Annotated in this window: 26 protein-coding genes (1 of these 26 only partly in view); 7 read left to right on the top strand and 19 right to left on the bottom strand. The window is 69.0% G+C overall.

Annotation, left to right across the window (positions count from 1 at the left end):
• The 5 genes from D455_RS0106710 to D455_RS0106700 all read right to left on the bottom strand — a co-directional run.
• Positions 1 to 1,724: the 5' portion of a glycosyltransferase family 4 protein gene (locus D455_RS0106710; protein WP_017569984.1), read on the bottom strand. The gene continues 706 nt to the left of window position 1, outside the view; only the first 1,724 of its 2,430 coding nucleotides appear in the window; it begins with the start codon at positions 1,722 to 1,724; the stop codon falls past the left edge of the window.
• A gap of 327 nt (positions 1,725 to 2,051) precedes the next feature.
• Entirely contained in the window at positions 2,052 to 2,726 is a 675-nt protein-coding gene (locus tag D455_RS0106705) for an aggregation-promoting factor C-terminal-like domain-containing protein (RefSeq protein ID WP_017569983.1), read from the bottom strand.
• A 49-nt stretch (positions 2,727 to 2,775) separates the two neighbouring features.
• Positions 2,776 to 3,303, bottom strand: coding sequence for a hypothetical protein (locus D455_RS35150; protein WP_241480186.1), 528 nt, complete (start codon positions 3,301 to 3,303; stop codon positions 2,776 to 2,778).
• 9 nt (positions 3,304 to 3,312) lie between these two features.
• The gene (locus D455_RS32555; RefSeq protein WP_083922153.1) at positions 3,313 to 4,332 is read right to left on the bottom strand and encodes an OmpA family protein; all 1,020 of its coding nucleotides are present in this window, start codon (positions 4,330 to 4,332) and stop codon (positions 3,313 to 3,315) included.
• A 97-nt stretch (positions 4,333 to 4,429) separates the two neighbouring features.
• On the bottom strand, positions 4,430 to 4,642 hold the full coding sequence (locus tag D455_RS0106700) for a hypothetical protein (protein WP_026122386.1): 213 nt from the start codon (positions 4,640 to 4,642) through the stop codon (positions 4,430 to 4,432).
• 589 nt (positions 4,643 to 5,231) lie between these two features.
• Between D455_RS0106700 and D455_RS0106695 the strand changes: the two genes are divergently transcribed.
• Positions 5,232 to 6,371, top strand: a complete 1,140-nt coding sequence (locus D455_RS0106695) for a TIGR04222 domain-containing membrane protein (RefSeq protein WP_152487017.1) — start codon at positions 5,232 to 5,234, stop codon at positions 6,369 to 6,371.
• A 157-nt stretch (positions 6,372 to 6,528) separates the two neighbouring features.
• On the opposite strand, the gene D455_RS0106690 is transcribed toward D455_RS0106695, so the two are convergent.
• Positions 6,529 to 7,536 (bottom strand): LLM class flavin-dependent oxidoreductase, encoded by a 1,008-nt coding sequence (locus tag D455_RS0106690; protein WP_017569980.1) that lies wholly within the window; start codon positions 7,534 to 7,536, stop codon positions 6,529 to 6,531.
• A gap of 186 nt (positions 7,537 to 7,722) precedes the next feature.
• Between D455_RS0106690 and D455_RS0106685 the strand changes: the two genes are divergently transcribed.
• From D455_RS0106685 to D455_RS0106675, 3 genes are all read left to right on the top strand, one after another.
• Positions 7,723 to 8,070 carry an ArsR/SmtB family transcription factor gene (locus tag D455_RS0106685; RefSeq protein WP_017569979.1) on the top strand — a complete coding sequence of 116 codons (348 nt, stop codon included), beginning with the start codon at positions 7,723 to 7,725 and terminating at the stop codon, positions 8,068 to 8,070.
• A gap of 646 nt (positions 8,071 to 8,716) precedes the next feature.
• The gene (locus D455_RS0106680) at positions 8,717 to 9,646 is read left to right on the top strand and encodes a nitroreductase/quinone reductase family protein (protein ID WP_026122385.1); all 930 of its coding nucleotides are present in this window, start codon (positions 8,717 to 8,719) and stop codon (positions 9,644 to 9,646) included.
• A gap of 276 nt (positions 9,647 to 9,922) precedes the next feature.
• On the top strand, positions 9,923 to 11,695 hold the full coding sequence (locus D455_RS0106675) for a S8 family serine peptidase (protein WP_017569977.1): 1,773 nt from the start codon (positions 9,923 to 9,925) through the stop codon (positions 11,693 to 11,695).
• A gap of 177 nt (positions 11,696 to 11,872) precedes the next feature.
• Here D455_RS0106675 and D455_RS0106665 read toward each other — a convergent pair whose 3' ends face one another.
• The 8 genes from D455_RS0106665 to D455_RS0106630 form a co-directional block, all read right to left on the bottom strand.
• Positions 11,873 to 12,784, bottom strand: a complete 912-nt coding sequence (locus tag D455_RS0106665; RefSeq protein ID WP_017569976.1) for a type II secretion system F family protein — start codon at positions 12,782 to 12,784, stop codon at positions 11,873 to 11,875.
• A gap of 12 nt (positions 12,785 to 12,796) precedes the next feature.
• On the bottom strand, positions 12,797 to 13,729 hold the full coding sequence (locus D455_RS0106660; RefSeq protein WP_017569975.1) for a type II secretion system F family protein: 933 nt from the start codon (positions 13,727 to 13,729) through the stop codon (positions 12,797 to 12,799).
• Positions 13,730 to 13,781: 52 nt separating this feature from the next.
• Positions 13,782 to 15,107, bottom strand: a complete 1,326-nt coding sequence (locus D455_RS0106655; RefSeq protein WP_017569974.1) for a CpaF family protein — start codon at positions 15,105 to 15,107, stop codon at positions 13,782 to 13,784.
• A 48-nt stretch (positions 15,108 to 15,155) separates the two neighbouring features.
• Positions 15,156 to 15,578, bottom strand: coding sequence for a TadE/TadG family type IV pilus assembly protein (locus D455_RS0106650; protein WP_040684585.1), 423 nt, complete (start codon positions 15,576 to 15,578; stop codon positions 15,156 to 15,158).
• A gap of 137 nt (positions 15,579 to 15,715) precedes the next feature.
• The gene (locus D455_RS29485) at positions 15,716 to 16,075 is read right to left on the bottom strand and encodes a hypothetical protein (protein WP_040684583.1); all 360 of its coding nucleotides are present in this window, start codon (positions 16,073 to 16,075) and stop codon (positions 15,716 to 15,718) included.
• A 76-nt stretch (positions 16,076 to 16,151) separates the two neighbouring features.
• Positions 16,152 to 17,570, bottom strand: coding sequence for an AAA family ATPase (locus D455_RS0106640; protein WP_017569971.1), 1,419 nt, complete (start codon positions 17,568 to 17,570; stop codon positions 16,152 to 16,154).
• 3 nt (positions 17,571 to 17,573) lie between these two features.
• Positions 17,574 to 18,365, bottom strand: coding sequence for an RcpC/CpaB family pilus assembly protein (locus D455_RS0106635; protein WP_017569970.1), 792 nt, complete (start codon positions 18,363 to 18,365; stop codon positions 17,574 to 17,576).
• Positions 18,366 to 18,434: 69 nt separating this feature from the next.
• On the bottom strand, positions 18,435 to 19,505 hold the full coding sequence (locus D455_RS0106630; protein ID WP_017569969.1) for a hypothetical protein: 1,071 nt from the start codon (positions 19,503 to 19,505) through the stop codon (positions 18,435 to 18,437).
• Between the two features lie 642 nt (positions 19,506 to 20,147).
• Between D455_RS0106630 and D455_RS0106625 the strand changes: the two genes are divergently transcribed.
• Positions 20,148 to 20,594, top strand: a complete 447-nt coding sequence (locus D455_RS0106625; protein WP_017569968.1) for a YkvA family protein — start codon at positions 20,148 to 20,150, stop codon at positions 20,592 to 20,594.
• A gap of 70 nt (positions 20,595 to 20,664) precedes the next feature.
• Here D455_RS0106625 and D455_RS0106620 read toward each other — a convergent pair whose 3' ends face one another.
• Together D455_RS0106620 and D455_RS0106615 are read right to left on the bottom strand one after the other, a co-directional pair.
• The gene (locus D455_RS0106620; RefSeq protein WP_026122383.1) at positions 20,665 to 21,759 is read right to left on the bottom strand and encodes a CobW family GTP-binding protein; all 1,095 of its coding nucleotides are present in this window, start codon (positions 21,757 to 21,759) and stop codon (positions 20,665 to 20,667) included.
• A 117-nt stretch (positions 21,760 to 21,876) separates the two neighbouring features.
• The gene (locus D455_RS0106615; protein WP_017569966.1) at positions 21,877 to 22,461 is read right to left on the bottom strand and encodes a TetR/AcrR family transcriptional regulator; all 585 of its coding nucleotides are present in this window, start codon (positions 22,459 to 22,461) and stop codon (positions 21,877 to 21,879) included.
• Between the two features lie 107 nt (positions 22,462 to 22,568).
• Between D455_RS0106615 and D455_RS0106610 the strand changes: the two genes are divergently transcribed.
• Complete coding sequence (locus tag D455_RS0106610) at positions 22,569 to 22,991, top strand: VOC family protein (RefSeq protein WP_017569965.1); 423 nt, start codon at positions 22,569 to 22,571, stop codon at positions 22,989 to 22,991.
• Positions 22,992 to 23,059: 68 nt separating this feature from the next.
• On the opposite strand, the gene D455_RS0106605 is transcribed toward D455_RS0106610, so the two are convergent.
• The 3 genes from D455_RS0106605 to D455_RS0106595 all read right to left on the bottom strand — a co-directional run bounded on the left by D455_RS0106605 (position 23,060) and on the right by D455_RS0106595 (position 24,615).
• Positions 23,060 to 23,347, bottom strand: coding sequence for a YciI family protein (locus tag D455_RS0106605; RefSeq protein ID WP_017569964.1), 288 nt, complete (start codon positions 23,345 to 23,347; stop codon positions 23,060 to 23,062).
• Between the two features lie 141 nt (positions 23,348 to 23,488).
• Entirely contained in the window at positions 23,489 to 23,758 is a 270-nt protein-coding gene (locus tag D455_RS0106600) for a DUF397 domain-containing protein (protein ID WP_051064585.1), read from the bottom strand.
• Complete coding sequence (locus D455_RS0106595) at positions 23,755 to 24,615, bottom strand: helix-turn-helix domain-containing protein (RefSeq protein ID WP_040684577.1); 861 nt, start codon at positions 24,613 to 24,615, stop codon at positions 23,755 to 23,757. The genes D455_RS0106600 and D455_RS0106595 overlap by 4 nt, the downstream gene beginning before the upstream one ends.
• A 271-nt stretch (positions 24,616 to 24,886) precedes the next feature.
• Between D455_RS0106595 and D455_RS0106590 the strand changes: the two genes are divergently transcribed.
• On the top strand, positions 24,887 to 25,438 hold the full coding sequence (locus D455_RS0106590) for an ATP-binding protein (protein WP_026122381.1): 552 nt from the start codon (positions 24,887 to 24,889) through the stop codon (positions 25,436 to 25,438).
• Positions 25,439 to 25,668 lie beyond the last annotated feature (230 nt).

The raw sequence follows: 25,668 nt of genomic DNA, 5'->3' as shown, positions 1-25,668 counted from the left end.
TGGCCGTCGCCCGCCACCGGCGCGGAGAACTCGCGCCGGGACTCGGGAGAGGTGCGCAGCCGCGCCGTCAGGCGGGCTCGGGGGTCGGGAGCGTCGGGGCCGAGCAGCCTGCCCTGGACGGTGATCAGCCCGTCGGCCGACTCCACGTGCTCCACCTCGGCGTGGTGCTCGGACCGCCGCACGTGCAGGACCAGGCGCCCCTTCCCGGAGCGGGCGGGAACCACCAGGGCGAGGCGATCGACCCGGTCGGCGTCCAGCGGGAAGCCGTACTGGCGGATCTCCACGTCATGGACCGGTGTCTCCTGGTCGCCGTCGATCCGCAGCACGTCCCACGTGAGCGCGGCCAGCTGCTCACGGGAGACGTCCACGACCACGTCGCCGGTCTCGTCGGGTTTGAGCTCCACCCTCGTCCTCGGTCGGGCCAGCACCACACGATCGGGAGGATCGGTGAAGGACAGCACCGCGATCCCGTCCGCGTCGACGCGCACCGTGCAGGCGGCGGACGATCCGGCCGTGCGCGGTGCGGGCACCGCGGCCTCCGGAGGCGGCGGTGTGTGGCCCAGCCCGTCGGCGAACAGCTCCTCGTGCATCAGCATGACGTTGGCCGGGTCGAAGCGCTCGGAGTCCGCCAGGGCGGCGGAGGACATCCGGCGGCGGAGTTCGTCGTCACCCATCAGCGTGGCCAGCCCGTCGGCGATCCCCGCGGCGGACTTGTTCGGCACCAGCAGGCCGTCCTCCCCGTTACGGATGATCGACGCGGGGCCGTGGGGACAGTCGGTGCTCACCACCGGCAGCCCCGAGCGCATGGCCTCCACGATCGTCATCCCGAACGGTTCCTCGCTGGAGGTCACCGCCGCGAACGCCCCCTGTGCCCAGGCCTCCTCCACGCGCGGGTGCGCGCCCATCAGCCACACGCGGTCCTGGAGCCCCAGCGAGTTCACCAGCCGGTTCAGGGCCGCGCGCCGGTTGCCGCGCCCGTAGATCCGCAGGGTCCAGTCGGGGAAGTCGTCGCTGACCATGGAGAAGGCCTGCACCAGGAGGTCGTGCCGCTTGCTGGGGGCCAGTCTTCCGGCGGACACGACCGTGCGGCTGTTGTGCCCGTTCGCGGTGAACGACGGCGCGGGCACCGAGTTCGGGATGGAGAGCACGCGCACGTTCGGCATCGGCATGCGCTCGCGGTAGGTGCGGGCGTCGGCCTCGGTGACCGTCACGAAGGCGTCCAGGTTGGGGTACTCGATCTCCATCACCCGGCGCAGCGGCTCGGAGTGCTGGTCGTAGGTCAGGTGTTCCTGGCCGACCTTCAGTACCCGGCTCGGCGCGGCCCGGGCGATCACGACGTTCAGACCGGGGCGTGTGCCCACGACCACGTCGGCGTCGGTGGTGGCCAGGTACTCCTCCAGCCGGTCGTCGGTCAGGCGGCTGTGCGTGGGGCCGCGTGCGTCCTCGGGTGGGAAGAGCAGCGGGGGCAGACCGGCCCGTTCCGATCCCTCGTACAGCGGGCGGCCGTCGGTGCCGGTGCCGTCGGCGCTGTCGTGGTCGCGGACGTCCACGAGCGGACGCAGGCGTACCTGCGCGGGTACGGGCAGAACGGGTTCCGCGCGGTGCCGGAACACCGAGACGATCTCGACCTCGTGCCGGGCGGAGAGTGCCGCGGCCTGGTTGGCGACGGTGCGGACGGTCCCGCCGATGCCGTACATGTCGTTGATCAGATAGGCGATCTTCACTGAACCCCCGTGTGATCAGTGCCGACCCGTGCCCCCCACGAGACGGCAACGGTGTCCGTCGTCCTCACCAGCCCCATGAGCAGGTGCGCGAACGATCAGGGTATGAACGTTCCGGAGGGGAAATGCCCTTTATGTCCGGTAAGACCCTGAGATTTGCCAATTTCTGTGGGTGTTTTGCGGAACCTTAACACGACGCGCAGAAGCCTCTCGAGCTTCCGTGAGCGGCACTCGTGTAGGGAGGACGGGCTGTCGAAAGCCCGTGGAAGGTCTTCGTCGCAGGTCGCGCGCGGGCCGCCGGAGACAGGGAGGAAGCGGGCCGGACGGAGCTCAGTAGGTGCCGGTGCTCTCCCACTGGGCCCAGGCGGCGCAGGGCGCCCCGTAGGTCTCGTCGATGTAGTCCAGGCCCCAGGAGATCTGGACCGACGGGCTGCCGCGGAACCCCTCGGGCATGGCGCCGTGTCTGGCCGGGTTGAACCCCGAGATGCCGTTGTCACCGGTCTGGGAGTTGATGAACGTGTGGTCCCACTGGGAGACGACGTTCCACAGGTTGCTCAGGCACTGCCACTCGTTCTCGGTCCAGCCGTGGTCCGCGGCCATGTCCAGGGCGAGCGCCTCGTTCTCCAGGGCGGTGGAGTTGCCGCCGCCCCAGTCGTAGGTCTCGGGTTCCTCGGGCCGGTCGGCCTCCACCCAGGTCTCGTCATCGCAGTCGGGCCCCTGGACCAGGCAGACCATCTGTCTGACCCCGTCGTTGAAGGCCTGGCTGAGTTCGAGTTGGTAGACCGCGACCATGATCGCCGCGGCCAGCACGGTGACCGCCGCCAGCTCGACGAACGCCGCTCCCCGGTCGCTCGCGGCCCTCGCGGCGGGGACCAGGCGGCGGAGGGCGCCACCGACCCGGTGCCGGAAGCGCGGCGGACCGTTGCGCTCGTCGGGCCGCCCGGGCGGCCCGGTGGGGGAGGGCCGTCGGGTGTCTCCGAGAGCGGGGTGGTGGGGGGTGGGCAACGCCGTCTCCTACGGATCTGCGCGGTGGGGGCTGAGGAGGAAGGAGAAGTCAGGAGATCGGGACGTCCTCGATGGGATCGAACTCAGGAATTTCGATGGTCACGGTGTCCATGTCGTCAGGGACGGAGAAGAGGGACCAGTAAGCGATCTTCTCATCAGGCTCAACTCTTTGAACGAAGTCACCTGAAAGGTTTCCTGAGCAAAGACATGCACCCATGCCATCCATAACAGGGTGATAGCGTGTATTGCCATCTGAGCTTACTGCAGTCACCCCCGAGAAGTAAGGGCCCTCATAGGCGTATGAGCGGTCATCCATCCATGTTAGAACCACTCGTTCATCGCCGGAGTTGGAAATACTCCATGTTATGGAAAGAAGATTTCCGGATTGGTTCCTTTCTGCCTGGTGTACTTCGGCCGTAAGGCCTGTGGACCGGTTGCTTCTTCCTTCGACGGCACCAAGGATGTCGAGGTTTTCAGCCTGCGGATAAGGCGTGGCTGCACTAACGCCGGTCGCCATGGCAGACGCAGTGATGGCAGCCAGTGTGATAAGGACAAGTCTATGAGAAATTTTCTTCACTCTGTCCTTTCACTGCTTCTCGAACGTGACGCTGACTCGGCGATTTCTTTCCCGGCCTTCCTCGGTTTCGTTGTTGGCAATGGGATTTCTTGACCCGTGCCCCTCGACCTCGAAGGAAATATCTCTTCTCGTAATCAATTCACTCAGAGCTGACTCTACTGCCTCTGCTCGATCCTGGGATAGGAGGATGTTGATTGAATCGCTGCCAGTATTGTCTGCGTGCCCATCGATGTTCACAACGGAGGAAGTTGCGCTGTCAATCTCGGTGGCGACCTGCTCCAATATCTCCTGTGCTTCTGGACTGAGATCTGCACTATTAGTTTCAAACAGAACGTCAGAGGAGAGTATGATGCTGACTTCTTCGTTATTTTCTGTACGCCCAGTATTGTCTTCAAGGCCATCAGAGATCATCGTTAGGTCTAGAATCTCTGGTTCTGCAAGGCCAGGGATGTCCACTTCCTCCGGTGAATCTGTGATTGGGATATCAAGCATGGGTGGCGCTAGGGGCGTAACGATTGTCATCGATGTTACTTGCTCCGGGGGTGCTGGGTACATAACCCAAATTTCACCAGTCTCGCCACTGCCAAGGGCACCTCCTAAGGAGAGGCAAAAGCACTTGCCATTGCTTAGATTAAAGCTAAGGTACCTTTGCTGATTCTCAGAGTCAATTAGGCTCACTGCACTTGCAGTGTACTTGTCTCCTTCTTGGCCTAGGCCCCGGTAAAGACGGTAGCTATCACTAGAACTATTGGTGATTCCTAGGCGTAGTCTCAGTAGATCGTTTTCGAGCCTCTCTAGCGCGTATATGTCAATTTGAAGTTTGCTGCCAAGGTTTGTTGATGTGGTGACGCTGCTTGCGATTGCATTAGGTTGTTCAGGATTTTCCGAAGGTGGTGTGGATGGAGTTGAAAGGGATTGCCCTTCTTCTCCTGGAGTTGAGGGGGTATTCGAGTTGACTACGCACCCAGAAGTGAGGAGGACCGCCAAGGAAGTCAGGGCTGCGCCTGATGTTATGGTGCTTTTCTTCATGCGGGAAGTGAGATCCTTTGAAAGCACTTTCTTCCCGTTTCTATTTTAGTTTGTTCAACGGGGTTCTGTTTTTCTCTGGGTTGGCGGTTTTCGGTTCTTACGGTTCGCTGCTGAGGATGTCATCAATCGAACTTCCGATTGAATCGCTGATAAGAGTGGGTACGTTTAGTGAGAAGATTGCGACAGCTACTGCCGCAACGAGAATGAGGATCGCGGCGTACTCAACGATCCCGGCGCCCTTGTCCTCCTTCTTGGAGGCTGGTACGAGGAAGGTGCTCAGCGTCACCCAGAGCCTGGTCAAGCTATTCACGGGGCTAACTCCTTGAGGGAGGGGTCTTACAACACCACATCTCTGTGGCCCTTGGGCGGGCGACTCCAACCTGGAGCCGCCGGGGGTTCGTGGGTGGGTGGCGCGTGCTCACGGAGTCCCACTATCCGACACGAACACCGACGCCATCCCGCCTTCTGACCGGATGTGGCCATCTTTCTTCAGGATGCCCCATGGAACCCGAGACCACACGTTATCCACAGGGCAGGACGAGCGCCCAGGTGAAAGCCGGTGTTCGGGTTGATGCGCGGTCACGCTTCCTCGCCGATGGGGTGACGTTTGGTGGTCGGCGAGTCACCATGATGGCACGCGCGTTATCAGGACGCCATGGTCGGGCGAGAAATACCAGGTCACGCCATGGATGAGTATCACGCCTGGCCCGGGTGACGCCTCTGTTTCCATAGTGGCCAAGGAGGCCTGGGGTGCTCATGTGGCTTCTGGAAGAACACCATGTGAACAGAACCCCGGGCCGCTGTACAGCGTCTCACCTTCCACCTCTGTTCCACGAACAGAACCAGAACCCCGAACCCCCACCCCAGCGGAAGGACGAAGAAACGGCGTGGACATCAGTATGCTCCTTACACTGGTGATATCCCTGGTCGTGGGGCTGGTGGTCGGAGCCGTCCCACCCCTGGCCATCCTGCGCGGTGGCTTCGCTCTCAAGGCGGAGCTCCGCCGATCCGAGCCCGCCCCCCAGCCTCCGCCGGACCCCGAAGAACTGACCCCGAACGAGCTGGCACTGCTCTCCGGTGGTCCGGTCCGTGTGGGGGAGACGGCGATCATGGACGCCTTCCTGCACGGCCGTATCCGCCAGGACTCCGATGGCCTCCTCACCCTTGTCGGCCCCTCCCGTCACCACGTGCACGAGAAGGACCCCGTACGTCGGGAACTGGTGAAGACCACCAGGACGGAGTCCGGTACCAGCGCCCGCGAGATCCTGGGCCGGATCATCACCGGTCGTGGCATGGACCAGCTGCGCACCAATCTCGCGAGCTCCGGCCTGATCGTGGACTCCCCCGGACTCAGTCAAGCCCTGTCAACTCGCGAGAAGGCCCTCAAGGTGGTCCGTCCGCTGTCGACGGTCCTCCTCCTGACCGTCGCCGTTGACGTGCTCCTGTTCTTCTTCGTGGACCCGGGCCCCACGCCCCTCGTCCTCATCGTGGGAGGGCTGGGCGCCCTGACGACCCTGAGCGCCGCGCGGGCCGCCACGGCGGTGACCGGAGGCGCCTCGCCCCGCCCCAACACCCCCGCCGGGAACGCCGTGGTGGGAGCGGCGCGGGAGAGGTACGGCGCCCACACCCCCCTGCCCCCGCCCACCGGTCCGCGTTCCGCTGACGGGATGAGCCTCGACCACGCGATTCGCCGCACGGCCGTCACCGGTTTTCGATCTCTGCGCAGGGCAGCCCCAGCCCGGCGTTCCGCGAAGGACGACCATGACCGCTCCGTCAGCATCATTCACGGAGGTGACACTGACAGCGCCAGCGAGACGGAATCCGACTCCGTCACCTTGGAGGTGCTGTGTGCGTTCGCTGACCTCTGCCAGGGCCTGACCTCCTCCGGAGGAGACGGATGGGGAGGCTTCGGTCTCTCCGGGGACGGAGGGGACTCCGGTGGTGGCTTCGGCGGCGGCTCGGGCGACGGAGGTTCCGGTGGCGGTTTCGGTGGCGGTTTCGGTGGTGGAGGAGGCGGCGACGGCGGTGGTGGCGGCTGAACACCCCCAGCACCGCTTCCCGTGCCCGGGAACGACGAACGCCGGGCGGGGTTCTACGCAAACCCCGCCCGGCGTGCCCGTGCCGGGAAGGCGGAGCCGCTGCCTGCCTACAGTCGGCACCGCCACCCTTGACCGTCTCCCGGCCCGGGAGGTGGGATCAGCCCTGACGCGGACGCTTCAGGTCGGCCAGTTCCGCCAACAGCCCGAACGAACGCAGGCGAGCCTGCTGATCGTAGATCATCGACGACACCATCAGCTCGTCCACGCCCGTGTCAGCGACGAACAGTTCGAGCTTGCGGCGGACTGTCTCCGGGGAGCCCACGAACGAGTAACGAAGCATGTGCTCCAGTCGTTCCTTCTCTCCCGGACGCCACGCGGTGTCCAGGCTCTCCACCGGAGGACGCAGACGCCCCCGCGCCCCGCGCAGAGTGCCGAGGAACGCCTGCTGCATGGTCGTGAACAGGTACCGGGCCTCCTCGTCGGTGTCGGCGACGAAGGCGTTCACCCCGGCCATGGCGTACGGCTTCTCCAGCTGCTCCGAGGGGCGGAAACCCGCCCGGTAGGCCTTCAACGCCTCGTACAGCGCGTCCGGGGCGAAGTGCGACGCGAACGCGTAGGGAAGGCCGAGCTGGGCTGCGAGCTGGGCGCCGAAGAGGCTGGAACCCAGGATCCACAGCGGCACCCGCAGTCCCTCACCCGGTACCGCGCGGACGGGCTGCCCGGGTTCGGCCGGCTCGAAGTAGGCCTGGAGTTCCTGCACGTCGTTCGGGAACGTCGCCGAAGCGCTGTGGTCACGGCGCAGCGCCATCATCGTGCGGGGGTCGGTGCCCGGCGCACGCCCCAGGCCCAGGTCGACCCGGCCCGGGTAGAGCGACTCCAGCGTGCCGAACTGCTCGGCGATCACCAGCGGCGAGTGGTTGGGCAGCATGACGCCGCCCGCGCCGACCCGGATGGTGGAGGTCCCCTCGGCGATGAACCCCAGCGAGACGGACGTGGCCGCGCTCGCGATGGCCTGCATGTTGTGGTGCTCGGAGAGCCAGAAGCGGTTGTAGCCCTGCCGTTCCGCGTGCTGGGCGAGCTCCCGTGCGGAGCGGAGCGCTTCGCCGGGGGTGGACCCCTCGGCGATGCTGGCGTGGTCGAGCACCGACAACGCGACGTCGGACATGGTGGTCCTCTTCCCCCTGCTGCGTGGCGGGTCCGGCGGCGAGGCCGGGGCGGGGGGACCCGCGTCCCCGGCTTGGCCTGCGCGTTCGATGTTCGACGAACATCGAAATACGAAGGTACACTTCCGACTGTCCACGAGCCAAATTCCGTCTGGTCCCGGCCAGGCCCCCGTACGAGGAGGAACGCCTTGGCTCCCAGGGAGCACGCGCACCCCGCCCTCCACGAGGTGGAACTGGTCACGGTTCTCGCCGCGCTGGCCGAGCCGACCCGTCTGCGGATCGTGCGCATGCTCGCCGCCATGGAGGGCGAGCGGGCCTGGAAGGACATCGACCTGCCCATCGCCCAGTCGACCCTGAGCCACCACCTGAAGATCCTGCGCAACGCCGGTCTGGTGCAGAACCGGACCGAGGGGACACGGTGTTTCATCTCGCTGCGCGACGAGGAGCTGGAGGGGCGTTTCCCCGGCCTGCTGGAGTCGGTCCTGTCGTGCCGTGACGTGCTGGTCGAGGAAGAGCCCGCCCCCAGCGACGCCTGACGCGGTGACCGGAAAGGCGCACCGGCACGCCTTCTTCGCCGTGGTCCCGTACCCGTAGCGGGCTTCGACCGTCGAGGCTCGCCATAAGTACGAGATCCTCCGGGGGCGGAGCACGCCAGTCGCACCGGTGACGTATCCGGTCACCAGCGCGCTGGCGGGCAACGCCGGCGGTGTGCCGGAGAGGGCCCGACCTCCCGGCCGGACGCCTCCGCGATCCCCCTCCCTCCGCCGTCGGGGCGTCGCCTCCCGAGGATCCGCGCCACGGCCCGGGCGTGTGCGCCGTGCCCGTGCGCGTCGTCCCCCTGGCGTCCCCGCACCCGATGGTGTAGTTTCGCCCCCGTGTCGCGTGCCACCGACCAAGAGAAGTGGGCCGGTCGGTAGGTATGGAGGCACCTTGAGACATCCGGGGAGTGCACCGTGAGTACACACATCATGGATCGCGCCTAGCCGTGACGACGGCGCCGGCCTGAGCCGCGCCCGCACGCGCCGACATCCGCCGCGACCTCCCCGGAACCCTTTTCGGTCACCCGTCCGCACCCGGGTTTCCCTGTCACGTCCACCCGCAGCCCGCGCGCCCGCGCCCGGGCCGTCGCGGGTGCCTTCGGGGATGGTCGCGTTCATGACCAACACACTCGAAGGAGAACCCGTGACCGAAAACCCGCACATCCGACCCGAGCCCCACGTCAGCGACTTCAACGTCCCCGTCGTGGAGGAGTTCCGCGCCAACGGAGGTCGCGTCGGCGGCATGTTCGAGGGCGGCGACCTGCTGCTGCTCACCACCGTCGGCGCCCGCTCCGGTCGCGAGCACACCACCCCGCTCGGATTCGTCCGTGTCGACGGCCGCGTCCTGGTCGTCGGTTCCGCGGGCGGCTCGGACCGCCACCCCGACTGGTACCGCAACGTCCTCGCCCATCCCATGGTGAACGTGGAGTTGGGCACCGAGACCTTCGGTGCCGTCGCCGTGCCCGCCGAGGGCGCCGAACGCGACCGCCTGTTCGCCGAGTTCGTCCGTGCGGACTCCGGATACGCCGACTACCAGGCCGGGACCGAGCGCGTCCTTCCGGTGGTCGCCCTGGAACGCGTCCACGAGGACGGGCCCACCGAGGCCGCCAACCTCGCCGACAAGCTCGTGGAGATCCACACCTGGCTGCGCGGCCAACTCGCGCACGTGCGCACCGAGGCCGAGAGCCACCTCGCCGAGCGCACCGCCGGGGCGGAGGGGGACGGCCCGCCGCCGCTGGGACTCAGCCTCCAGCTGCGCCAGCACTGCCTGGCCTTCTGCGAGTCCCTCCACTTCCACCACTCCAGTGAGGAGTTCGGCATGTTCCCGGCGTTGGAACAGCAGGCCCCGCACCTGGAGGAGGCGCTGCGGCGACTGGCGGAGGAGCACCGCACGGTGGACCGGCTCCGCGGTGAACTGGAGGCGCTCATCTCCGACCTGACCACGGCCGATCCCGAGCGCTTCCGCGCGGAACTGGACCGGATGACCCGGGAGCTGGAGGCCCACCTCGACTACGAGGAGTCCCAGCTGATCCCCACCCTGGCCGCCATCCCCTTCCCGCCCGCCGCCTCATAGCACGACGCGAACGCGGCCTGACCGGGGGCCACGGTGGCGGCCGGTGGCGGGTGAGGCGGTGTGCCCTCCCGCCCTCCCGGCCGCCACCTCCCGCGGGTGGCCCGCGGCACGGTGTCCAGCGGACCTCCGGGAGAGCGGCCTACGTATTCCTCCCACGGTCGCGGAGTTACGTGGTCACTACGTATGGTTCCGTCGCTCTCCGCGACGCATGATGAGTGCCGGGTGGCCACCCGTTCACATCCCCCGTCCCCCCACCCCCGAAGGGTTCTTCGCATCATGCGCAAGATCGGTACGGCCCTGGCGGCCGCCGCCCTGTTGCCCGTCATGCTCGCGGCGCCACCGGCACTGGCCGAGGAGGTCCCCGACTTCCTCGACACCGCGGACACCACCGAACGCACCTACATCGTCGTCCTGGACGAGGACGCCTCCCCGGAGAACGTCGCGGAACGCCACGACGACGACCCCAGCAGCGTCTACGAGCACGCGTTGACCGGCTACGCGGCCGAGATGACCGCCGCCGAGGCCGCCGAACTGCTCCAGGACTCGGACGTGGACTTCGTCCAGGAGGACCAGGTCCTCCACACCTTCGAGCAGGACGTCCCCGACGGCATCGCCCGCACCTTCGCTCCCGACAACCCCAACCTGGCCGTCAACGGCCAGGAGGACTACGTGCCCGACGTCGCCGTGGCCGTCCTGGACACCGGCGTGGACGCCAGCCACCCCGACCTCAACGTCGCCAACTCGGTCGACTGCACCAGCGGCACCTGCGTCTCCGTCACGGGTACCGACGGCAACGGCCACGGCACCCACGTCGCGGGCAGCATCGCCGCCGTCGACAACGGCGAGGGCGTGGTGGGCATGGCCCCCGGCGCCGACATCTGGAACGTGCAGGTCCTCAACTCCAGCGGCAGCGGCTCCCTGGCCGGAATCGCCGCGGGCGTGGACTACGTGGCCGCCAACGCCGACCAGATCGCCGTGGCCAACATGAGCCTGGGCTGCCAGGGCTGCACCGACCAGGCCCTCAGCCAGGCCATCACCTCCTCGGTCGACGCGGGCGTGGCCTTCGCCGTCGCGGCGGGCAACAGCTCCATGGACGCGGGCAACTTCTTCCCCGCCAACCACCCCGACGTGCTGACGGTCTCCTCCATGGCCGACTCCGACGGCGCTCCGGGCGGGAACGGCGGCACCCTGGGCTGCACCGGTGACGACGACGACACCCTGTCCTACTTCTCCAACTACGGCACGATCGTGGACCTCGCCGCACCCGGTTCCTGCATCCTCTCCACCGCTCCCGGCGGCGGGTACCAGACCATGAGCGGCACCTCCATGGCCTCTCCGCACGCGGCGGGCGGTCTGGCCCTGCTCTCCACCGGCGCGGCCAAGCCCGCCGACCGCGCCGGGGTCATGTCCCTGTACGAGACCCTGACCGGCGCGGGCAACCTGGACTGGAACGACACCTCCGGCGACGGCGACCACGAGCCGCTGCTGGACGTGAGCGACACGACCCTCTTCCCCGCCGACGGTGACACCGCCCCGCCCGAGGGTCCGGTGGCCGACATCGCCCACTCCTGCGACGACACCACCCTGACCTGCTCCTTCGACGGCTCCGCGTCCACCTCCGACGGCGAGATCACCGGCTGGGACTGGGACTTCGGCGACGGCCAAGGCGACAGCGGCGCGACGGTGGAGCACGTCTACGGCTCCGAGGGCGACTACACCGTGACCCTCACCGTCACCGACGACGCGGGACGCACCGACACCGCCGAGGCCACGGTCTCGGTCGGCGCCCCCGACCACACCGCTCCCACCGCGGACTTCAGCGGCGGCTGCTACACCTTCTTCTACCTCTGCGAGTTCGACGCCTCCGCCTCCGAGTCGGGCGACGCCCCCATCGAGTCCTACTCCTGGGACTTCGGTGACGGCTACACCGGCACCGGCGTCACCACCTGGCACTTCTACGACGGGCCGGGGACCTACACCGTCACGCTGACCGTCACCGACTCCACCGGTGCGACCGGCTCGACGACCAGGCAGGTCACCCTGCGCTAGCCAGCCCCTCCCCGAGGCTCCGCCCCACCCACCACCGTCCGCCGGGGCGCTCCGCGCCTCGGCGGGCCACCACCTCCCCCCGACGGACGCTCCGCGCGGTACCCGCACCGTCAGGGCGTCCCGGTCCATCCCCCCAGCGGCCCCTCCCCCGATCCCCCGGGGGAGGGGCCGTCCGCGTCAGCCGCCCAGGATGACGCCGAGGTCGACCTCGGTGCCCAGGAACATCGATCCCACGATGAGGATGAGCAGGCCGGGCAGCAGGGTCACCGCGGTCACCATCGTCACCCTCGGATTCATCCGCTGGGCCTTGCGGCGCATGTACTGGGCGTCGGCCCGCCGCATGTCCTGGCTGATGGCGACGAGGGTGTCGCTGAGCGGGGCGCCGAGCTCCTCCGCCTGCTGGATCGCGGTCACGAACTTGCTCAGCGACTCGTTGCGGTTGCGTCGGCGCAGCAGGTCGAACGCCTCCCGGCGCGAGGTGCCCAGGTCCATCTGCTGGAGCGCCAGGGAGAACTCGTCGGAGAGCACGCCCGGCATCGACTCCGCCACCCGGGCCACCGCCGCACGGAAGGACATCCCGGCGCTCACCGTCACCGCGAGCACGTCCAGGAAGTCCGGCAGCTGCGACTGCACCCTGTCGGCGCGTTCCTGACCCTGCACGTACAGGCTCAGGTCGGTCAGCCCCATGAACGCCAGTACCACCACCCCGATCACGGGGTTGCCCGCCGCGAGCATCAGCAGCCCCACGGCGCCGTACAGCAGCACCTCTCCGGCCTTGCGCCGCAGGTAGCGCTCCGTGGTCAGCCCCTCAGGCCGCCCCGCGGCCTCGATGCGCTCGGCGATGGAGGCCCGTCTGCGCTGGCTCAGCGAGGACTCCAGGGAGCGCGCGAACGGCCGCCCGATCGCCTCGGTGATCCGGTGCAGGACGAACGTGCCGTCGGACCTGGTCCGCGGAGGGCGGGCGACCGGGTCGCCGACACCCACACGCGTCCGCGACATGGACAGGTGCAGGCCGTAGCAGGCCACCAGCACGACCAGCGCGCTGGCCAGCGCGGCGGCGAGCGGCACCAGGGGGAGGGAGGCGTTCATCGGGGGAGGTCCTCACAGGTCGAACTTGGTGATGCGGGACACCAGCACGAAACCGATGGCGAACAGCGCGGCCACCACCAGCAGCACCGTCACCCCCGCCACGGAGGTGGTCATGACGCGCATGATGCCCGGCTCGATGGCGTTGATCAGGAACAGGGCGCCCACCGACATGAACCCCAGCGCCCACACGGTGCTCGTGGTCTCGCTGAGGATGGTCCGCACCTCGCGCCGGGTCTCCTTGCGGTTCTCCAGGGTGGTGGAGATGTTGCGCAGCGCCGTGACCAGGGAACCGCCCGAACGCGAGGCCACCACCAGCGTGGACAGCAGGACCCCGAGCTCGCGGGAGGGCATGCGTTCGCGCAGTTCCGCGACGGCCTCCTCGAAACTGGCCCCCAGCTTCATCGACTCGGCCATACGCCCCAGCTCCTCACCGGCGGGACCGTCGAGCTCGTCGGCGGCCATCGCCACGGCCGTCGGCAGCGCCAGACCCGCCGAGGTCGCGTTGCCCAGCACCCGCGCCAGGTCCGGCAGCTGGGCGGTGAACTCCTCGCGCCGCTTGGCCTCGGCCCGGTTCAGGTAGGAGAAGAACAGGAAGGCCACTCCGGCCGCCGCCAGCAGGCCGAAGAACGGCGCCAGCACCTGCCAGACCACGATGACCGCCACCAGCGACCCGCCCACCAGCGCGAGCACGAACGTGGACAGGCGCACCTCCGCGCCCGACCGGGCGATCCTGCGGTACAGCCGCCCGCCCCACTGGGTGCGGTAGATCGACGCGTCCAGCCGCGCCATGGGCGTGGAGGCCTCGTACTCGGCCTGGTCCAGGGCGCTGCGCGCGGCGATCATCCGCCGGTGCCGCGCGCTGGCCACGAACTCCCACAGCGACCACAGCGCCAGCGCCAGCACCACGGCCAGGCCACCGAGGATCGCCACGAACTGCCAGGTCACCGGAACTCCAATCCGATCGGGGGGTGCGCCCGCCGGGGCGCGGCGAGGGGGATCACCAGCCGCTCCTCGGACGCTCGTCGGGGACCACCCCGAAGGACGCGGGGACGGCCTCGCCCACGTGGTAGATCCGCCCGGCGATGTGCCGGGGCAGCGGGAAGTGCTGGAACTCGCCCTCGACGGCCCGGTTGGGGCCCATGGGCAGCGCCGAGAAGCGCATCACCGGGTCCAGCCGGAACTCCTCGCGACGGCGCGAGGAGACCACCGCGATCTCGTTGACCCGCCGTGACCCGTCCGGCCAGCGGCCCAGGTGCACGATGGCGTCCACCGCGTTGTTGATCTGGTCGCGGATCGCGTCGTAGGGCAGGTTGCCGTCGCCCAGCGTGGCCAGGGTCTGCAACCGGTGGATGGCGTCGTCCGCCGAGTTGGCGTGCACGGTGACCAGCGAGCCGTCGTGGCCGGTGTTCATGGCCTGGAGCATGTCGATGGTCTCGGAGCCGCGCACCTCACCGACGATGATGCGGTCCGGGCGCATGCGCAGCGCGTTGCGTACCAGGTCGCGGATGGCGATCTCGCCGCGCCCCTCGATGTTGGGCGGTCTGGACTCCAGCCGCACCACGTGGTCCTGCATCAGCTGGAGCTCGGCCGAGTCCTCGATGGTGACGATGCGCTCGCTGGAGGGCACGAACGCCGACATCGCGTTGAGGAAGGTCGTCTTACCGGTGCCGGTACCGCCGGACACCACGACGTTGAACCGGGCCCGTACCATCGCCGCCAGCAGGATGCCGGTCGGCGCGTCCAGGCTGCCCATCCGCACCAGCTCGTCGATCGGGTAGGGCTTGGGGAACCGCCGGATGGTCAGGACCGGGCCCGACAGCGACAGCGGCGGGATGATGACGTTGACGCGCTCACCGGTGGGCAGACGCGCGTCCACCATCGGTGAGGACTCGTCCACGCGGCGGTTGACCAGCGACACGATGCGGTCGATGGTCTGGTAGAGCTGCTCCTCGCCGTTGAAGGTGGCGTCCACCCGCTGCATACGGCCGCCGCGCTCGATGAACACGTTGTCGGGACCGTTCACCATGATCTCGGTGATGGTCTCGTCGGCCAGCAGGGGTTCCAGCACGCCCAGGCCGAGGGCCTCGTCCACGACCCTGCGGATGAGCGCCGAGCGCTCCCGGTCGGACAGCACCGGCCCCTCACGGGTCAGGATGTGCCCCACGACCTTCTCCAGGCGGACCCTGCGCTGGGCCAGGGTCAGCCTGGTGAGGTCCTCCAGGTTGATCTCCTCCAGCAGCCGTCGACGCCAGTGCGTGACGCTGCCGCGCTCGGAGCGCCCCTCGACGGCGCGGTCCTCCTCCAGACGGTCCTTCAGGCCCATGGCCCCGCTCTCCTCGTTCCTGGGCGGGAACGGCGCACCGCTCCCACCTCACACATCGGGCATGTCCACGCGCCGGGTCAACGCCAGATCCAGACCGGCCGAGGGAAACACGATCGGCAGCGGGTGCGAGACCTGCACGTAGAAACCGTCATGGTCGTTGCCCCCGCTGGTGACGGTCGCCTCGTCCAGCCACGACGGCAGCGACTCCCGCGCGGTGGCCTCGGCGCCCTCCAAACGTTCGGCCCCGGCCACCCGGGCACCGGCGCGGGCGGCCGACTCCAGCCGCTCGACCGCGACGAAGGACAGGAAGGCCTCGATCGCCAGCACCGCGACCATGAGCAGGATCGGGAACATCGCGGCGAACTCCAGCAGGGGGCCGCCCCGGTCGCCGTCCCGGCGGGACCGGCCGCCCGCCAGCGGCCACCGCGGCCCGCGGCGGAAGGCCCCGCACCGTGGGCGGAGTACGCCGATCGCCCACCCGGGGCGCGCCGCGGTCCGGGTTCCGGTACCGGGGGCACGCTTCTTCCGTGCGGACCCTCCTGGGGCACCTCCCGGAGCCGCCTCCCCACGGTCGCGGGGCTGGCCACCGCGTCCGACCGGCGCCGTGCTCACGGCGACACCTCCTCCCGGGGTTCGACCTCGGTGACCACCCTGGCCTCGCCGGTGACGTCCCACGGGCCCGAGACCCCCGGCAGGAAGATCGGCATGGCCAGGGCCACACGCGCGTAGCGCGCTCCGTCGCGCTCCACGATCTCCACGTTCATCACGTCCTCGCCGTTCCACGGCGGCCGGACGCGTTTGCGGGTCTCCTCGTCCACGAGCGCCATGTCGTCGGGGGTCACGGCGGCCTGCCGGGCGGCCTCCGCGGCACCGTGCGAGGCGTACATGGCGGTGATGCCGAGCAGCAACACCTGCCACACCAGCGCCAGGGCCAACATCAGGAACGGCACCGAGGCGGCGAACTCCACGATGACCCCGCCCCGGTCGCCGCGGAGGGAGGAGCCGCGGCGCCGCAGGCTCCGGGGCCTCCGGCGGAGGACGGACTCAGCCACCGAACCCACCGAAGCCCCCTCCGCCCCTCTGCGGGCCGGATCCCGGACGCCCGCCGAAGGGCGGACCCACCGGCGGAGCGGGAGCGTGCCCGTTGCCCGCCGAGTGGGACGGGTTGGGGCCCGACGCGTTCAGGAAACCGGACACGTCACGGGTGGAGGGGCCCGTGCCGCGCATGCCGGAGCGGGAGGCGAGACCGCCCAGACCCCCGGGCGGGGTGGACGAGCCCCCCGGGCCGGGGTTGCCCCGCTGCGCGGGCGGGCGCAGCAGGTCCAGCTCCCCGGCCAGCCGCGCGAAGGCCCGGCGCAGCCCCTCGTCGGTCACCTTGGTCGGATCACCGTTGTTCTCCCCGGGCTCCAGCGCCCGGTAGTTGGCCGGGACCGGTGTGCGCAGCACCCGGGTGCCCAGCAGCTGCTGGAGGAAGTCGGGCTGGATCTCGTTCTTGCGGCTGTGCCGGGTGACCAGCGAGTACACGTCCTCGTGCGAGCGCACCTGCAACCGCTCCCACATGGCCATCAGGCGCTGGGCGCCGCGCATCGCGGGCACGTCCGGAGTGACGGTGACGATCGCGCTGTCGGCCAGCTCGACCGCCATCGCGGTGGCCTCGTTCATGGTGGACCCGCAGTCCACCACCACCAGTTCGTACCGGGAGCGCAGCGCGCTCAGCACCCGCCGGGTGGCGCTCGCGTTGACGTCCTCACCGCGTTCCCCGTGTTCGGGGGCGAGCAGCACGTGCGGGCCGCGCGGGTCCACGTACAGGGTCTCCGAGAGCATCCCGGGGGTGATGTCGTCCCCGGCCTCCACCAGGTCGCTGATGGAGCGCCGGTGCCGCAGGTTGAGGAACGCGGGCAGGTCACCCGTCTGGAGGTCCAGGTCCACCAGGCACACCACGCGTTCCGCGGCGGCGGCCATCGCCAGGTGCACCGCGCACGTGGTGGTGCCCACGCCGCCCTTGGCGCCGCTGACCGCCACGATCCGGCCCCGCACACCCGTCGCGGGCAGGTCCATGGAGGCCGACTCCAGGTGGCGGCGCAGCGTCCGCGACCACTCGGCGGCCCTGGTGATACGGCTCTCCAGGTCGGCGACCCCGCAGTCGTGGGGGATCACCCCGCGCGCACCGGCCTCCATGGCCCCGGTGAACGTGTCGGGGTCCATCGTGGGGGAGACCAGCAGGATCGCCACCTGCGGGTGGCGGTGGGACAGGTCGCGGATGGCCTCGAACACCGGCGCCGGACCCAGGTCCTGGTGGATGAGGACCACGTCGAGCTCGGGGAACTCCCCGGCCGCGTCGATCAGCGCCGACGTGGTGGGCCTGGAGGCCAGCAGGTCCGCGTTGCCCAGATCCTCGAAGCGCGCGGCGAGCACCATCTCCGACTCGGAGGTGGGCATACCCGCCAGGACACGGAAGTTCAACGCTTACCCCCCATGCGGAACGCGCCGCTGGTCGGCCGTCCCGCCCTCGTTCGGTGCCGACGCGTCGTCGGTCGATCCGCCGCCGACGAGATCGGCGAAGTCCCCGCCGCAGAACTCGGCTCCGCCGGGCGTACCGCCGCCGTCGGCGCTCACCAGGGCCAGTCTGAGCCCCGTGGAGAACTCCTCCGCGTAGGCCAGTCGCAGTGCCGTCTGCGGTTCCAGGCGGAAGGTCACCGGGACCACCCCGGACACGCCGCCGCCCTCGTCCTCCCGGGTGCGCAGCTCACCGATGTCGAGTACCTCCACCTCGGTGATGACACGTACCGCGCACGCCTCGCCGTGGTCGACCGCCGGGAAGGTGCCGTAGATGTCCACGAACGACCCGCGCCGCACCTTGCCCGCCACACCGGTCTCGGCGTTGACCATGATGGCGATCTCCCGCTCACCCGTGGTGAGGGTGGGCTCGGGGCGCACCATGCCGTGCTGGAGGTACACGCCCGGCTCCAGGTGGGAGGCGGCGACGAGCTGCTGGTCGGCAGGGACCTCGACCTCGGACAGGTCGCTGAGGAAGACCTCCGGGTCGAAGTACATGCTCGGCACCTCGACCCGCTCCACGGTCTCCTCGCCGATGGGCTGGTAGGCGTCCACGGGTTCGGTCAGCCGCAGGACGGTCGCGAAGTCGCCGAGGCGTTCGCGCTGACCGTTGAGGTAGGTGAACACGGAGGCGAACACGGCGACGGCGCCGATAGCGGCAACGACCATGAGCAGGACGCCGCGTCGCTGACGGGGGTTCATTGGGTTGCTTTTTCCGTTTCCAGTGTCGTCGCGGGCCGTCCGCTCGCTTCGGGGGCGTGGTGGTGCTCCCTAACGGGAGTAGGTCCGGGGCGCGTCGGGCCAGGGTGCGCGGCCCGCGAACGGCGGCCCCTCCGGGCGGTCGGTGGGCGGTGGTGGAGGAGGCCCCGGCGCGTGGCCCGCTTCCGGGCGGGGTGGAGCCTGTTCGGGTGGGGGACCGGCGACGCCGCCGGGTGAGCGGTCGGTGGCCCTGTCGGAGGGGTGCGCTCCGTGCGTGCCGTGTCCGTCGGAGGGTCGGGGTGCGGGTCGGGGAGTGGAGCGCCGGGCGGAGGCCCGGGCCGCGGTGGCCGAACAGAAGGGGCAGTGCCGGGCCGACATGGGTTCGCCGCACCAGGAGCAGGCGGAGGCGCGGATGGAACCGGCCGCGTAGGCCAGGGCCTGCGGGTGGGCGCTCAGCGCCACGAACTCCACGTACTTGACGGTTCCCCAGTACTCGGGGCCGAGCGGCTGGGCGGGCAGGGTGCGGGTCGCCACGGGTTGGATGGCCTGTGGAAGGTGGTCGTCGAAGGTCCCGGTGATGCTCGGGTCGGGAGTGGAACACAGCAGCTGGATCGGCTGCACGGGCCGGAAGGGCAGTGTGCGGCTGACGTCGGCCGAACGCAGGCGCCCCACCTGGTGGGTGGGCGCGCAGTAGGCGAGGAAGGACACGGACGGGGCGTAGGAGCCCACGTGCTGGCGCATCGAGGTCGGGATGGTGGACAGGCCGGAGACGGTTCTGAGCCAGGCCCCCGCGAGCAGGTGCCGTGGTAGTTCGTCGCAGAGCGCGGCGACCATCCCCGGCGGCAGGTAGGGGGCGAGGTAGGCGAGTTGGTCGGCGATCAGGGACAGGGCCAGGGGGGACAGGTCGACGCTGATTCCGGTGATGTGGTCGGTGCGCATCGCGCCGCGGGCGAAGTTGACCGCGCGCTCGGCGTCCGAGGACCGCCACGTGGGGTAGAGGGCCACGACCTTGCGGCCCGCGTTGGTCTGCTCCCTGGCGAAGGCGACGAACGCGGCGCTGCGCTCGCCGACGCCCTCCCCCCGCAACGCGAACCGGTGGGCCCCGGCCTCGCCCACGTGGCCCGTGCTGGGGATATCCGCCAACAGGGCGACGGTCGTCGCCGACCGGGGTAGGGCTCTGGACACTGGGCAAGCTCCATCAGTTCTGCGCACTGGGGGCGAGACGGCTGAGCGGCCTTGCGAAGGTGGCACTCGGACGCATCGTAACGAATGTGTGGCTGAGCGCGGGAGACCTCGCATTTGTCGCCATTGGGCGCGGGGTGTGAGGTGGTGGAGGGGTTCGGGTACGTCGGTCCGGCGGAGGTGACTCGGGTGGCGGAGCTCCTCGCTGGCCGAAGGGATCGGATCGTGTCCGTGTGCGTCACCGCCTGTCAGGGGAGGCGGCGTCCGTGGTGGCCGCATGTGGCCAAAGCATGGACAGGCCGGCATGTGGGTGTTTTCGCATCGTATGGGCTCCGTGTCGTGTGGTGGGGGTGAAAGGCCTCCCGGTGTCGTTTGGCGTCTTCCGTCCTTCCCTACCCAAGGATGCCCCGCCGCTCCCCGTCCCACCAGTGCCCTCTCCGGACTGTGGACAACCCTTCCGGGGCGCGGGGCCCGCGCCCCGGAGAGGACGGGCGCGGTGTCAGGCCGGTCACGTGCGCGGTTGGGCCGCCGTCGGACGGGAACGATTCAGAGAGGTTTCGCGTCATATCTTGAGAAGCCACGTCCTCATCGAGGAGACCAACGATGCGCAAGGCAAACCGCGCCGCCGCCGGAGCCGCCGCCTGGCGGGTCATCCAGAACACCGACGGCGACGTGTCCGTCTGGCAGCGCGCCAAGGCCGTTCCGCGGATGATCGGCGCCAAGCTGCGCGGACGCTACCCCGAGCTGAGCACGGGCAAACTGCTCGGCATGCTCGTGCTGGTGGCCTACATCCTCTCTCCGGTCGACTTCGTTCCCGAACTGTTCATCCCGCTCCTCGGCCTGGCCGACGACGTCGCCATCGCCGTGTGGCTGGCCACCATGGCGGTCGGCGAGAGCGAGCGCTTCGTGCTCTGGGAGCGCCAGGAACAGGCGCAGCGGGCCTTCCACCAGGCCAACCAGCCGGACCAGGACGCGTACGGGCGGACCGACTCCGGGCAGCGGACCGGGCACGACGTCCCCGGCGACCACGCCCACGGCGCCCGGCACTGATCCGGGTCGCCCCGCCGCAGACCGTCCACGGGCCCCGCGCGCACCGCGCGGGGCCCCTTTCCGTCGTGTTCTACAGGGCGTCGGCGAAGGGATCGGAGTGCAGGGGCCGCCCCGACTCGTCCTCGGTGAGCAGGCACGAGTCCAGCAGGGACACCAGACGCCCGGCGTCCAGGTCCATTCCCGTGAACGCCAGGTGCTGGATCCGGTCGCCGAGCACCGGGTCCCAGTCCAGGAGCGCGGAGACGCGGCGGGTCTCGGAGACCATCTCCACCGCGGCCTCGGGCAGGGCGCCCAGCCAGGGGCCGCCGCTCTCCAGAAGCAGGGCGTCGTTGTAGGCGTCCCACACCAACAGCGTGTCCGGTCGGCTGGCCAGCCAGATCCGCCCCCGTCCGCGTAGTCCGGCGGAGACGATCCGCTCCAGCGCCTCATGCAGCCGTACCGGATGCAGCGGGCGCCTGCGGGTCCAGGTCACGGTGCTCACCCGCCCGTCGGTGCGCTCGGTGTAGTGCGCCCAGGCGGGGTTGAGCCGCTGCGCGGCCGTCTCGGGGTCGAAGCGGCCGTGCGTCAGGTCCGCGAGCCCGCCACCGGCCGGAACGACCACGGCGGCGGGGTTGAGGTGTTCCACCAGGGCGCGGGCCTCGTCGAGGTGGCGCACACCGTGCAGGGTGACCGCCGTCGGGTACTCGACCTGGTGGTTGAGGACCTCGGCGACCGTGCGCTCGTCCTCCACCACGGTGGTCAGGTCCCGGTCGTGCAGGTCGTCGTGGCCGGACAGGTCCGGCAGCAGGCGCTCGGTGTCCACGGCGGTGACGACGGCGGCCAGCCGCAGGGCCTCCTGGGCGGCGACGGCCTCGGCGACCTGCCGGGGTTCGATCCCGTCCCAGGTCTCCACCACGCACAGGGTGTACTCGCCCCGGTCGGCCAGTCGCAGCAGCGCGGGGACGAGGTCCTCGCGCAGGGTGCAGGACGCGCACAGGTGTTCCAGGTGGACACGGCTGTGGTCCACGGGCCCCCAGCGGTCGCGGGTGACGCGGTGGACGACGCTCTCGGCGATGCCGTCGAGGTCGTGGTGGAGGGCCAGGGAACCCGGTACCTCCGCCAGCAGATCGTCCACGGTCCGTCCGCGCGCGTGGCGGTGCAGTCCGGAGACCACGACCACGGGCATGGTGGTTGTCGGATCCATCGGGGCGTTCTCCCTTGGTAGAAAACGATAATCATTATCGTATAGCACGTGTGCGAGGCCCCCGACGGGCGGGCCGCGCGGCCCGCCCGTGGCCAGGGGTCAGGGGGAGGGGTACCCGGGAACGATGATGTGCGTCATCCGGTCCACCAGGGACTCCGCGCCGTCGTCGGCGAGCACCTCGGGCAGGGTCAGGTGCTCCACGAACAGGCCGGTCATCGCCAGGTAGAGCGTGACCACGGTGTCGCGGTCGCCGGGGAAGCCGCCCTCCAGGTGGTGACGGACGTTCTCCTCCAGGGTGCTGTGGATGGTGCGGGTGAGCTCCTCGCGGATGCCCGGGTGGCGGTTGGCCTCCAGGCGCAGTTCCAGCAGGGCGAGGTAGCCGTTGCGGTTGGCCTCCACCCGCCGCAACAGGTCGCGCATCCCCAGGCGGGTCTGCTCGCGTGTGGGCGTCGCTTCCTGGAACCGCGCCATGAACTCCTCGGTCGGGGCGAGCCGCACGTGGACGTGCGCGCCCGCCTGGAGCAGGAGTTCGGCACGGTTGGCGAAGTAGTTCGACGCGGTCCCCCTGGGTACCTCGGCCCGGGTGTCCACCGCGCGGAAGGTGAGCCCGCGCGCGCCCTCCTCGGCGAGGACGTCGATGGCCGCGTCCAGCAGGGCGCGCCTGCGTTCGGGGTTCTGCCGCATGTCTTCTGACCACATCTTTCGTCGTACGTGGGATACGTGCTTGTCATAACCACTCCAAGCGTAGTACTTTGCTTGTAGTGGTAGGAAGCGAACCCTCGGGAGGCACCGTGAACATCGAACTCGTTGGTCTGGCCGTGCTCTGCGACGACCCGCGCGCCAGCGCCGAGTGGTTCGCCGAGCACTTCGGTTTCACCGTCAACGTCGACCTCGGCTGGTACGTGAACACCCAGAACGCGCAGCACAGGAACCTGTCGTTGGACTTCGTCCACCGCGACCACGAGTCCTGGCCCGACGCGCTGAGGGGCAAAGCCGTGGCGGGGACCCTCATCGCCTTCCTGGTTCCGGACGTGGACGCGGAGGAGAAGCGTCTGCGCGAGGCGGGGCTGGAGATCGTGCTGCCGCTGGTCAGCGAGCCGTGGGGGCAGCGCCGCTTCCAGGTCTCGGGCCCCGAGGGGCTCTTCGTGGAGGTGCTCCAGATGGTCGAGCCCGATCCCCGGTGGATGAGGGACAACGGTCTCGCCGAGGGGTGACACCCGGGGCCGCACATGACGCGGGCCGGGACGGAGGGCGANCCTCCGTCCCGGCCCGCGGTGCTTCCTCAGAAGTGCTCGGCGAGCGGGCCCAGCACCGGGGACCACTCCTTGACGTCCACCTCGGAGACCAGGCCCTGGACGCGGAAGGGGTCCTTCTCGGTCAGGGCGACGGCCTCATCGCGGGAGTCGGCGCGGAAGAGGAGGAGGGCGCCGGGGGCGTCCTCGGGGCCGAAGGGGCCGGAGCAGAGGTTGGCGTCCTGCGCGGCCAGGTACTCGCGGTGCGCGGGGCGGTGCTCGTCGCGCGCGGCGGCGCTGTCGGGGGCGTAGGTGTAGGTGACGGCGAAGATCGCCATAGTTTCCCTCCCAGGGTGCGTGGCGGCTGGCTGGTGCCGCGATCGCCGACACTGTGCCACAGACGCAGGTGGGAGGGCGTCGTCGGGTTGGTGCGCGTTCCGCTGCGGCCGGGAGGACGGCCGCAGCGGGTGCCAGTGTCTCTACCGGGAGCGGGCCGCCGAGAGGAAGGTGGACCACTCGGCGGCGGGGAAGGGGAGGTGCCCGGCGGCGGGGTGCTTGGAGTCGCGGACGGCCGCGCCACAGGGGAGGTCGGCGACCTCGACACACTCCTGTCCCTGAGCGCTGTAGCTGCTCTTCCGGAAGCCGTTGGGGATGTGGGCGACCTCCACGCAGTTCCCACCGGTGTCAGCGCTATAGCTGCTTTTGCGCCAAGCGGGCTGGAAGCTGGCACCAGTTGGGCTCTCGGTCATGAGTAGTCCTCCATGATCTTCTGGAGTCGAAGACGCGATGGGCTGGGCTTGAGGGCCGCCAGCCTCAGATGTTCAAACGCTATCTGGTGTTCTTTGATCTCTGATGGCTGCTCCAGGTAGACCGAGCCCGTGCGGTACTCGATGTAGATGACGCCCGGATCGACGGAGGCGGGGAAGCCCAGGATGGAGAAGCTGCCAGCCATGCCCGTATGTGCCCCGCTTGGCTGAGGGAGGATCTGGAGGGTCACCTTCGGGTGCTGGGATGCTTCCAAGAGATGTGTTATCTGTTCATGCATAACTTCGGAACCGCCCACGTTCCTGTGTAGGGCGGCTTCGTCAATCACGGCCCAGAACCGTATGGGCTCTTCTCCGTCGAGGATTTGCTGCCGTGACATGCGGATGTCCACGCGAGCGCGGACCTCTTCCTCGCTGAGCTCGGCGGTGCCGCTCTCATTGAGAGCAGTCGCGTACGCGCGAGTCTGCAGCAGACCTGGGACGAGCTGGGTCTCCCAGGCATAGATTTCAGATGCGCCCTGCTCCAGCCCCAGGTACAACGAGAACCACTTGGGCACCGTGACGCTGTCATCCTGTTTTTCCCACCATCCCCGCTTGCGCGCGTTGCGGGCGGCTTGCAGATAGTGCTCTCGGCGGTCTTGGGGGACCTGGTAGAGGTCGAAGAGGATCTCCTCCAGGTCGCGTGCACGCGGAGCGACCACAGCGGTTTCGATGTAGTGGAGCTTGCCCGGAGTGCATCGAAGCTTGGCCGCGACGTCCTTACGGCTGAGGCCTGCTTCCATACGCAGGCGTTTCAATTCGTGAGCGAGCCAACGCCGCCACACGGTCGGACTTGATCCCATTTGCACCACCTTGTCTATTTTGCGTGCGTCGACCGTGCGTTAGTCGAGACACCCCTGCGCCTTCCGGTCTCAGAAAAACCTGGCTAGCCAGCTGCGTGAAACGCTGGCGAAGATGGGATTGACATCCTATATTGAAAATCAATCTTGACTCTCAAGATCATGAAGCAACAGTACAGCGCTGTGTGTCGCAGCAAGGGCACAACGTGAAAGTTCGTGGGCGCTTGGCTGCTGGCTTCTGGACTCAAGGTTTGTGCCAAGGAGTGTGTTCGTCATGCCCGCAAACGCCCCGATGCCCGATCTGGGCGAGGTCACCGTGCCTCTGATCAGCTTCGTCCGGCCCGCCTACCGCCACTACTTCTCCGGCCTGCCCGAGCGGCCGAATTACCGGATGCGCCGCTACAACTTCGCCGGGATTCCGGCCTTCATGCCGCTGGTGCGGGCGTTCCTGGACACCTGCGCCGCCGCCAAGGAAACCGACTACCGCTACCTGTTCACCCTGCTCGGATCCGAGCTCGCCAACAACGCCATCCGCCACACGCTGTCCGGTCAGCCCGGGGATGGCTACAGCCTTCTCGTTCACCGTCACCGCACCGGGTTGCACCTGGCCTGCCGGGACCGGGGCGGGTTGGCAACGAAGGACGCCCGCCTAGTGCCCAAGCCGGACGGGCTGAACCTGTCGGCCGAGTCCGGGCGCGGGCTGGCGATGGTGAACGCCTTCGCCTCGGAGTGGGGTGACAACGGCAACGCGGAGTTCCGCATGGTGTGGTTCTACCTGGCCTACGACCTGACCGGAAGCCAGTGGAACACCTCCACCGACGACTGACATGTCAGTGACATGAGACGGGCCCAGGAAAGCGTTGCAGCGCTCGCCCTGGGCCCTGAATCCCCGCAAATCCAACACAGACATATGTAAGGAAAGAGGATCTGATGCAGAACCTTATCCCCTCGCCCAGGCGTTCGGACGACGTTCGCCCCATCCCGATGCTTCCGCGCCGCACTCCGCTGGTCGGCCCGGTCTGCCCAGTGTGTGACCACCCCTCCTGCCGGATCCGC

The sequence above is a fragment of the Nocardiopsis halotolerans DSM 44410 genome (assembly GCF_000341065.1).
Taxonomy (GTDB): Bacteria; Actinomycetota; Actinomycetes; order Streptosporangiales; family Streptosporangiaceae; genus Nocardiopsis; species Nocardiopsis halotolerans.
The sequence above is the reverse complement of the archived record's forward strand: the minus strand, read 5'-3'. Positions and strand labels throughout refer to the sequence as shown.

Coding starts and splice junctions, on each gene's coding strand:
- D455_RS0106595 (WP_040684577.1), bottom strand. CDS start 24,615: ATGGGATCAAGTCCGACCGTGTGGCGGCGTTGGCTCGCTCACGAATTG.
- D455_RS0106675 (WP_017569977.1), top strand. CDS start 9,923: ATGCGCAAGATCGGTACGGCCCTGGCGGCCGCCGCCCTGTTGCCCGTC.
- D455_RS0106695 (WP_152487017.1), top strand. CDS start 5,232: ATGCTCCTTACACTGGTGATATCCCTGGTCGTGGGGCTGGTGGTCGGA.
- D455_RS0106615 (WP_017569966.1), bottom strand. CDS start 22,461: ATGCGGCAGAACCCCGAACGCAGGCGCGCCCTGCTGGACGCGGCCATC.
- D455_RS0106655 (WP_017569974.1), bottom strand. CDS start 15,107: ATGGGCCTGAAGGACCGTCTGGAGGAGGACCGCGCCGTCGAGGGGCGC.
- D455_RS0106665 (WP_017569976.1), bottom strand. CDS start 12,784: ATGAACGCCTCCCTCCCCCTGGTGCCGCTCGCCGCCGCGCTGGCCAGC.
- D455_RS0106625 (WP_017569968.1), top strand. CDS start 20,148: ATGCGCAAGGCAAACCGCGCCGCCGCCGGAGCCGCCGCCTGGCGGGTC.
- D455_RS0106620 (WP_026122383.1), bottom strand. CDS start 21,759: ATGCCCGTGGTCGTGGTCTCCGGACTGCACCGCCACGCGCGCGGACGG.
- D455_RS32555 (WP_083922153.1), bottom strand. CDS start 4,332: ATGAAGAAAAGCACCATAACATCAGGCGCAGCCCTGACTTCCTTGGCG.
- D455_RS0106590 (WP_026122381.1), top strand. CDS start 24,887: ATGCCCGCAAACGCCCCGATGCCCGATCTGGGCGAGGTCACCGTGCCT.
- D455_RS0106605 (WP_017569964.1), bottom strand. CDS start 23,347: ATGGCGATCTTCGCCGTCACCTACACCTACGCCCCCGACAGCGCCGCC.
- D455_RS0106635 (WP_017569970.1), bottom strand. CDS start 18,365: ATGAACCCCCGTCAGCGACGCGGCGTCCTGCTCATGGTCGTTGCCGCT.
- D455_RS0106690 (WP_017569980.1), bottom strand. CDS start 7,536: ATGTCCGACGTCGCGTTGTCGGTGCTCGACCACGCCAGCATCGCCGAG.
- D455_RS0106600 (WP_051064585.1), bottom strand. CDS start 23,758: ATGACCGAGAGCCCAACTGGTGCCAGCTTCCAGCCCGCTTGGCGCAAA.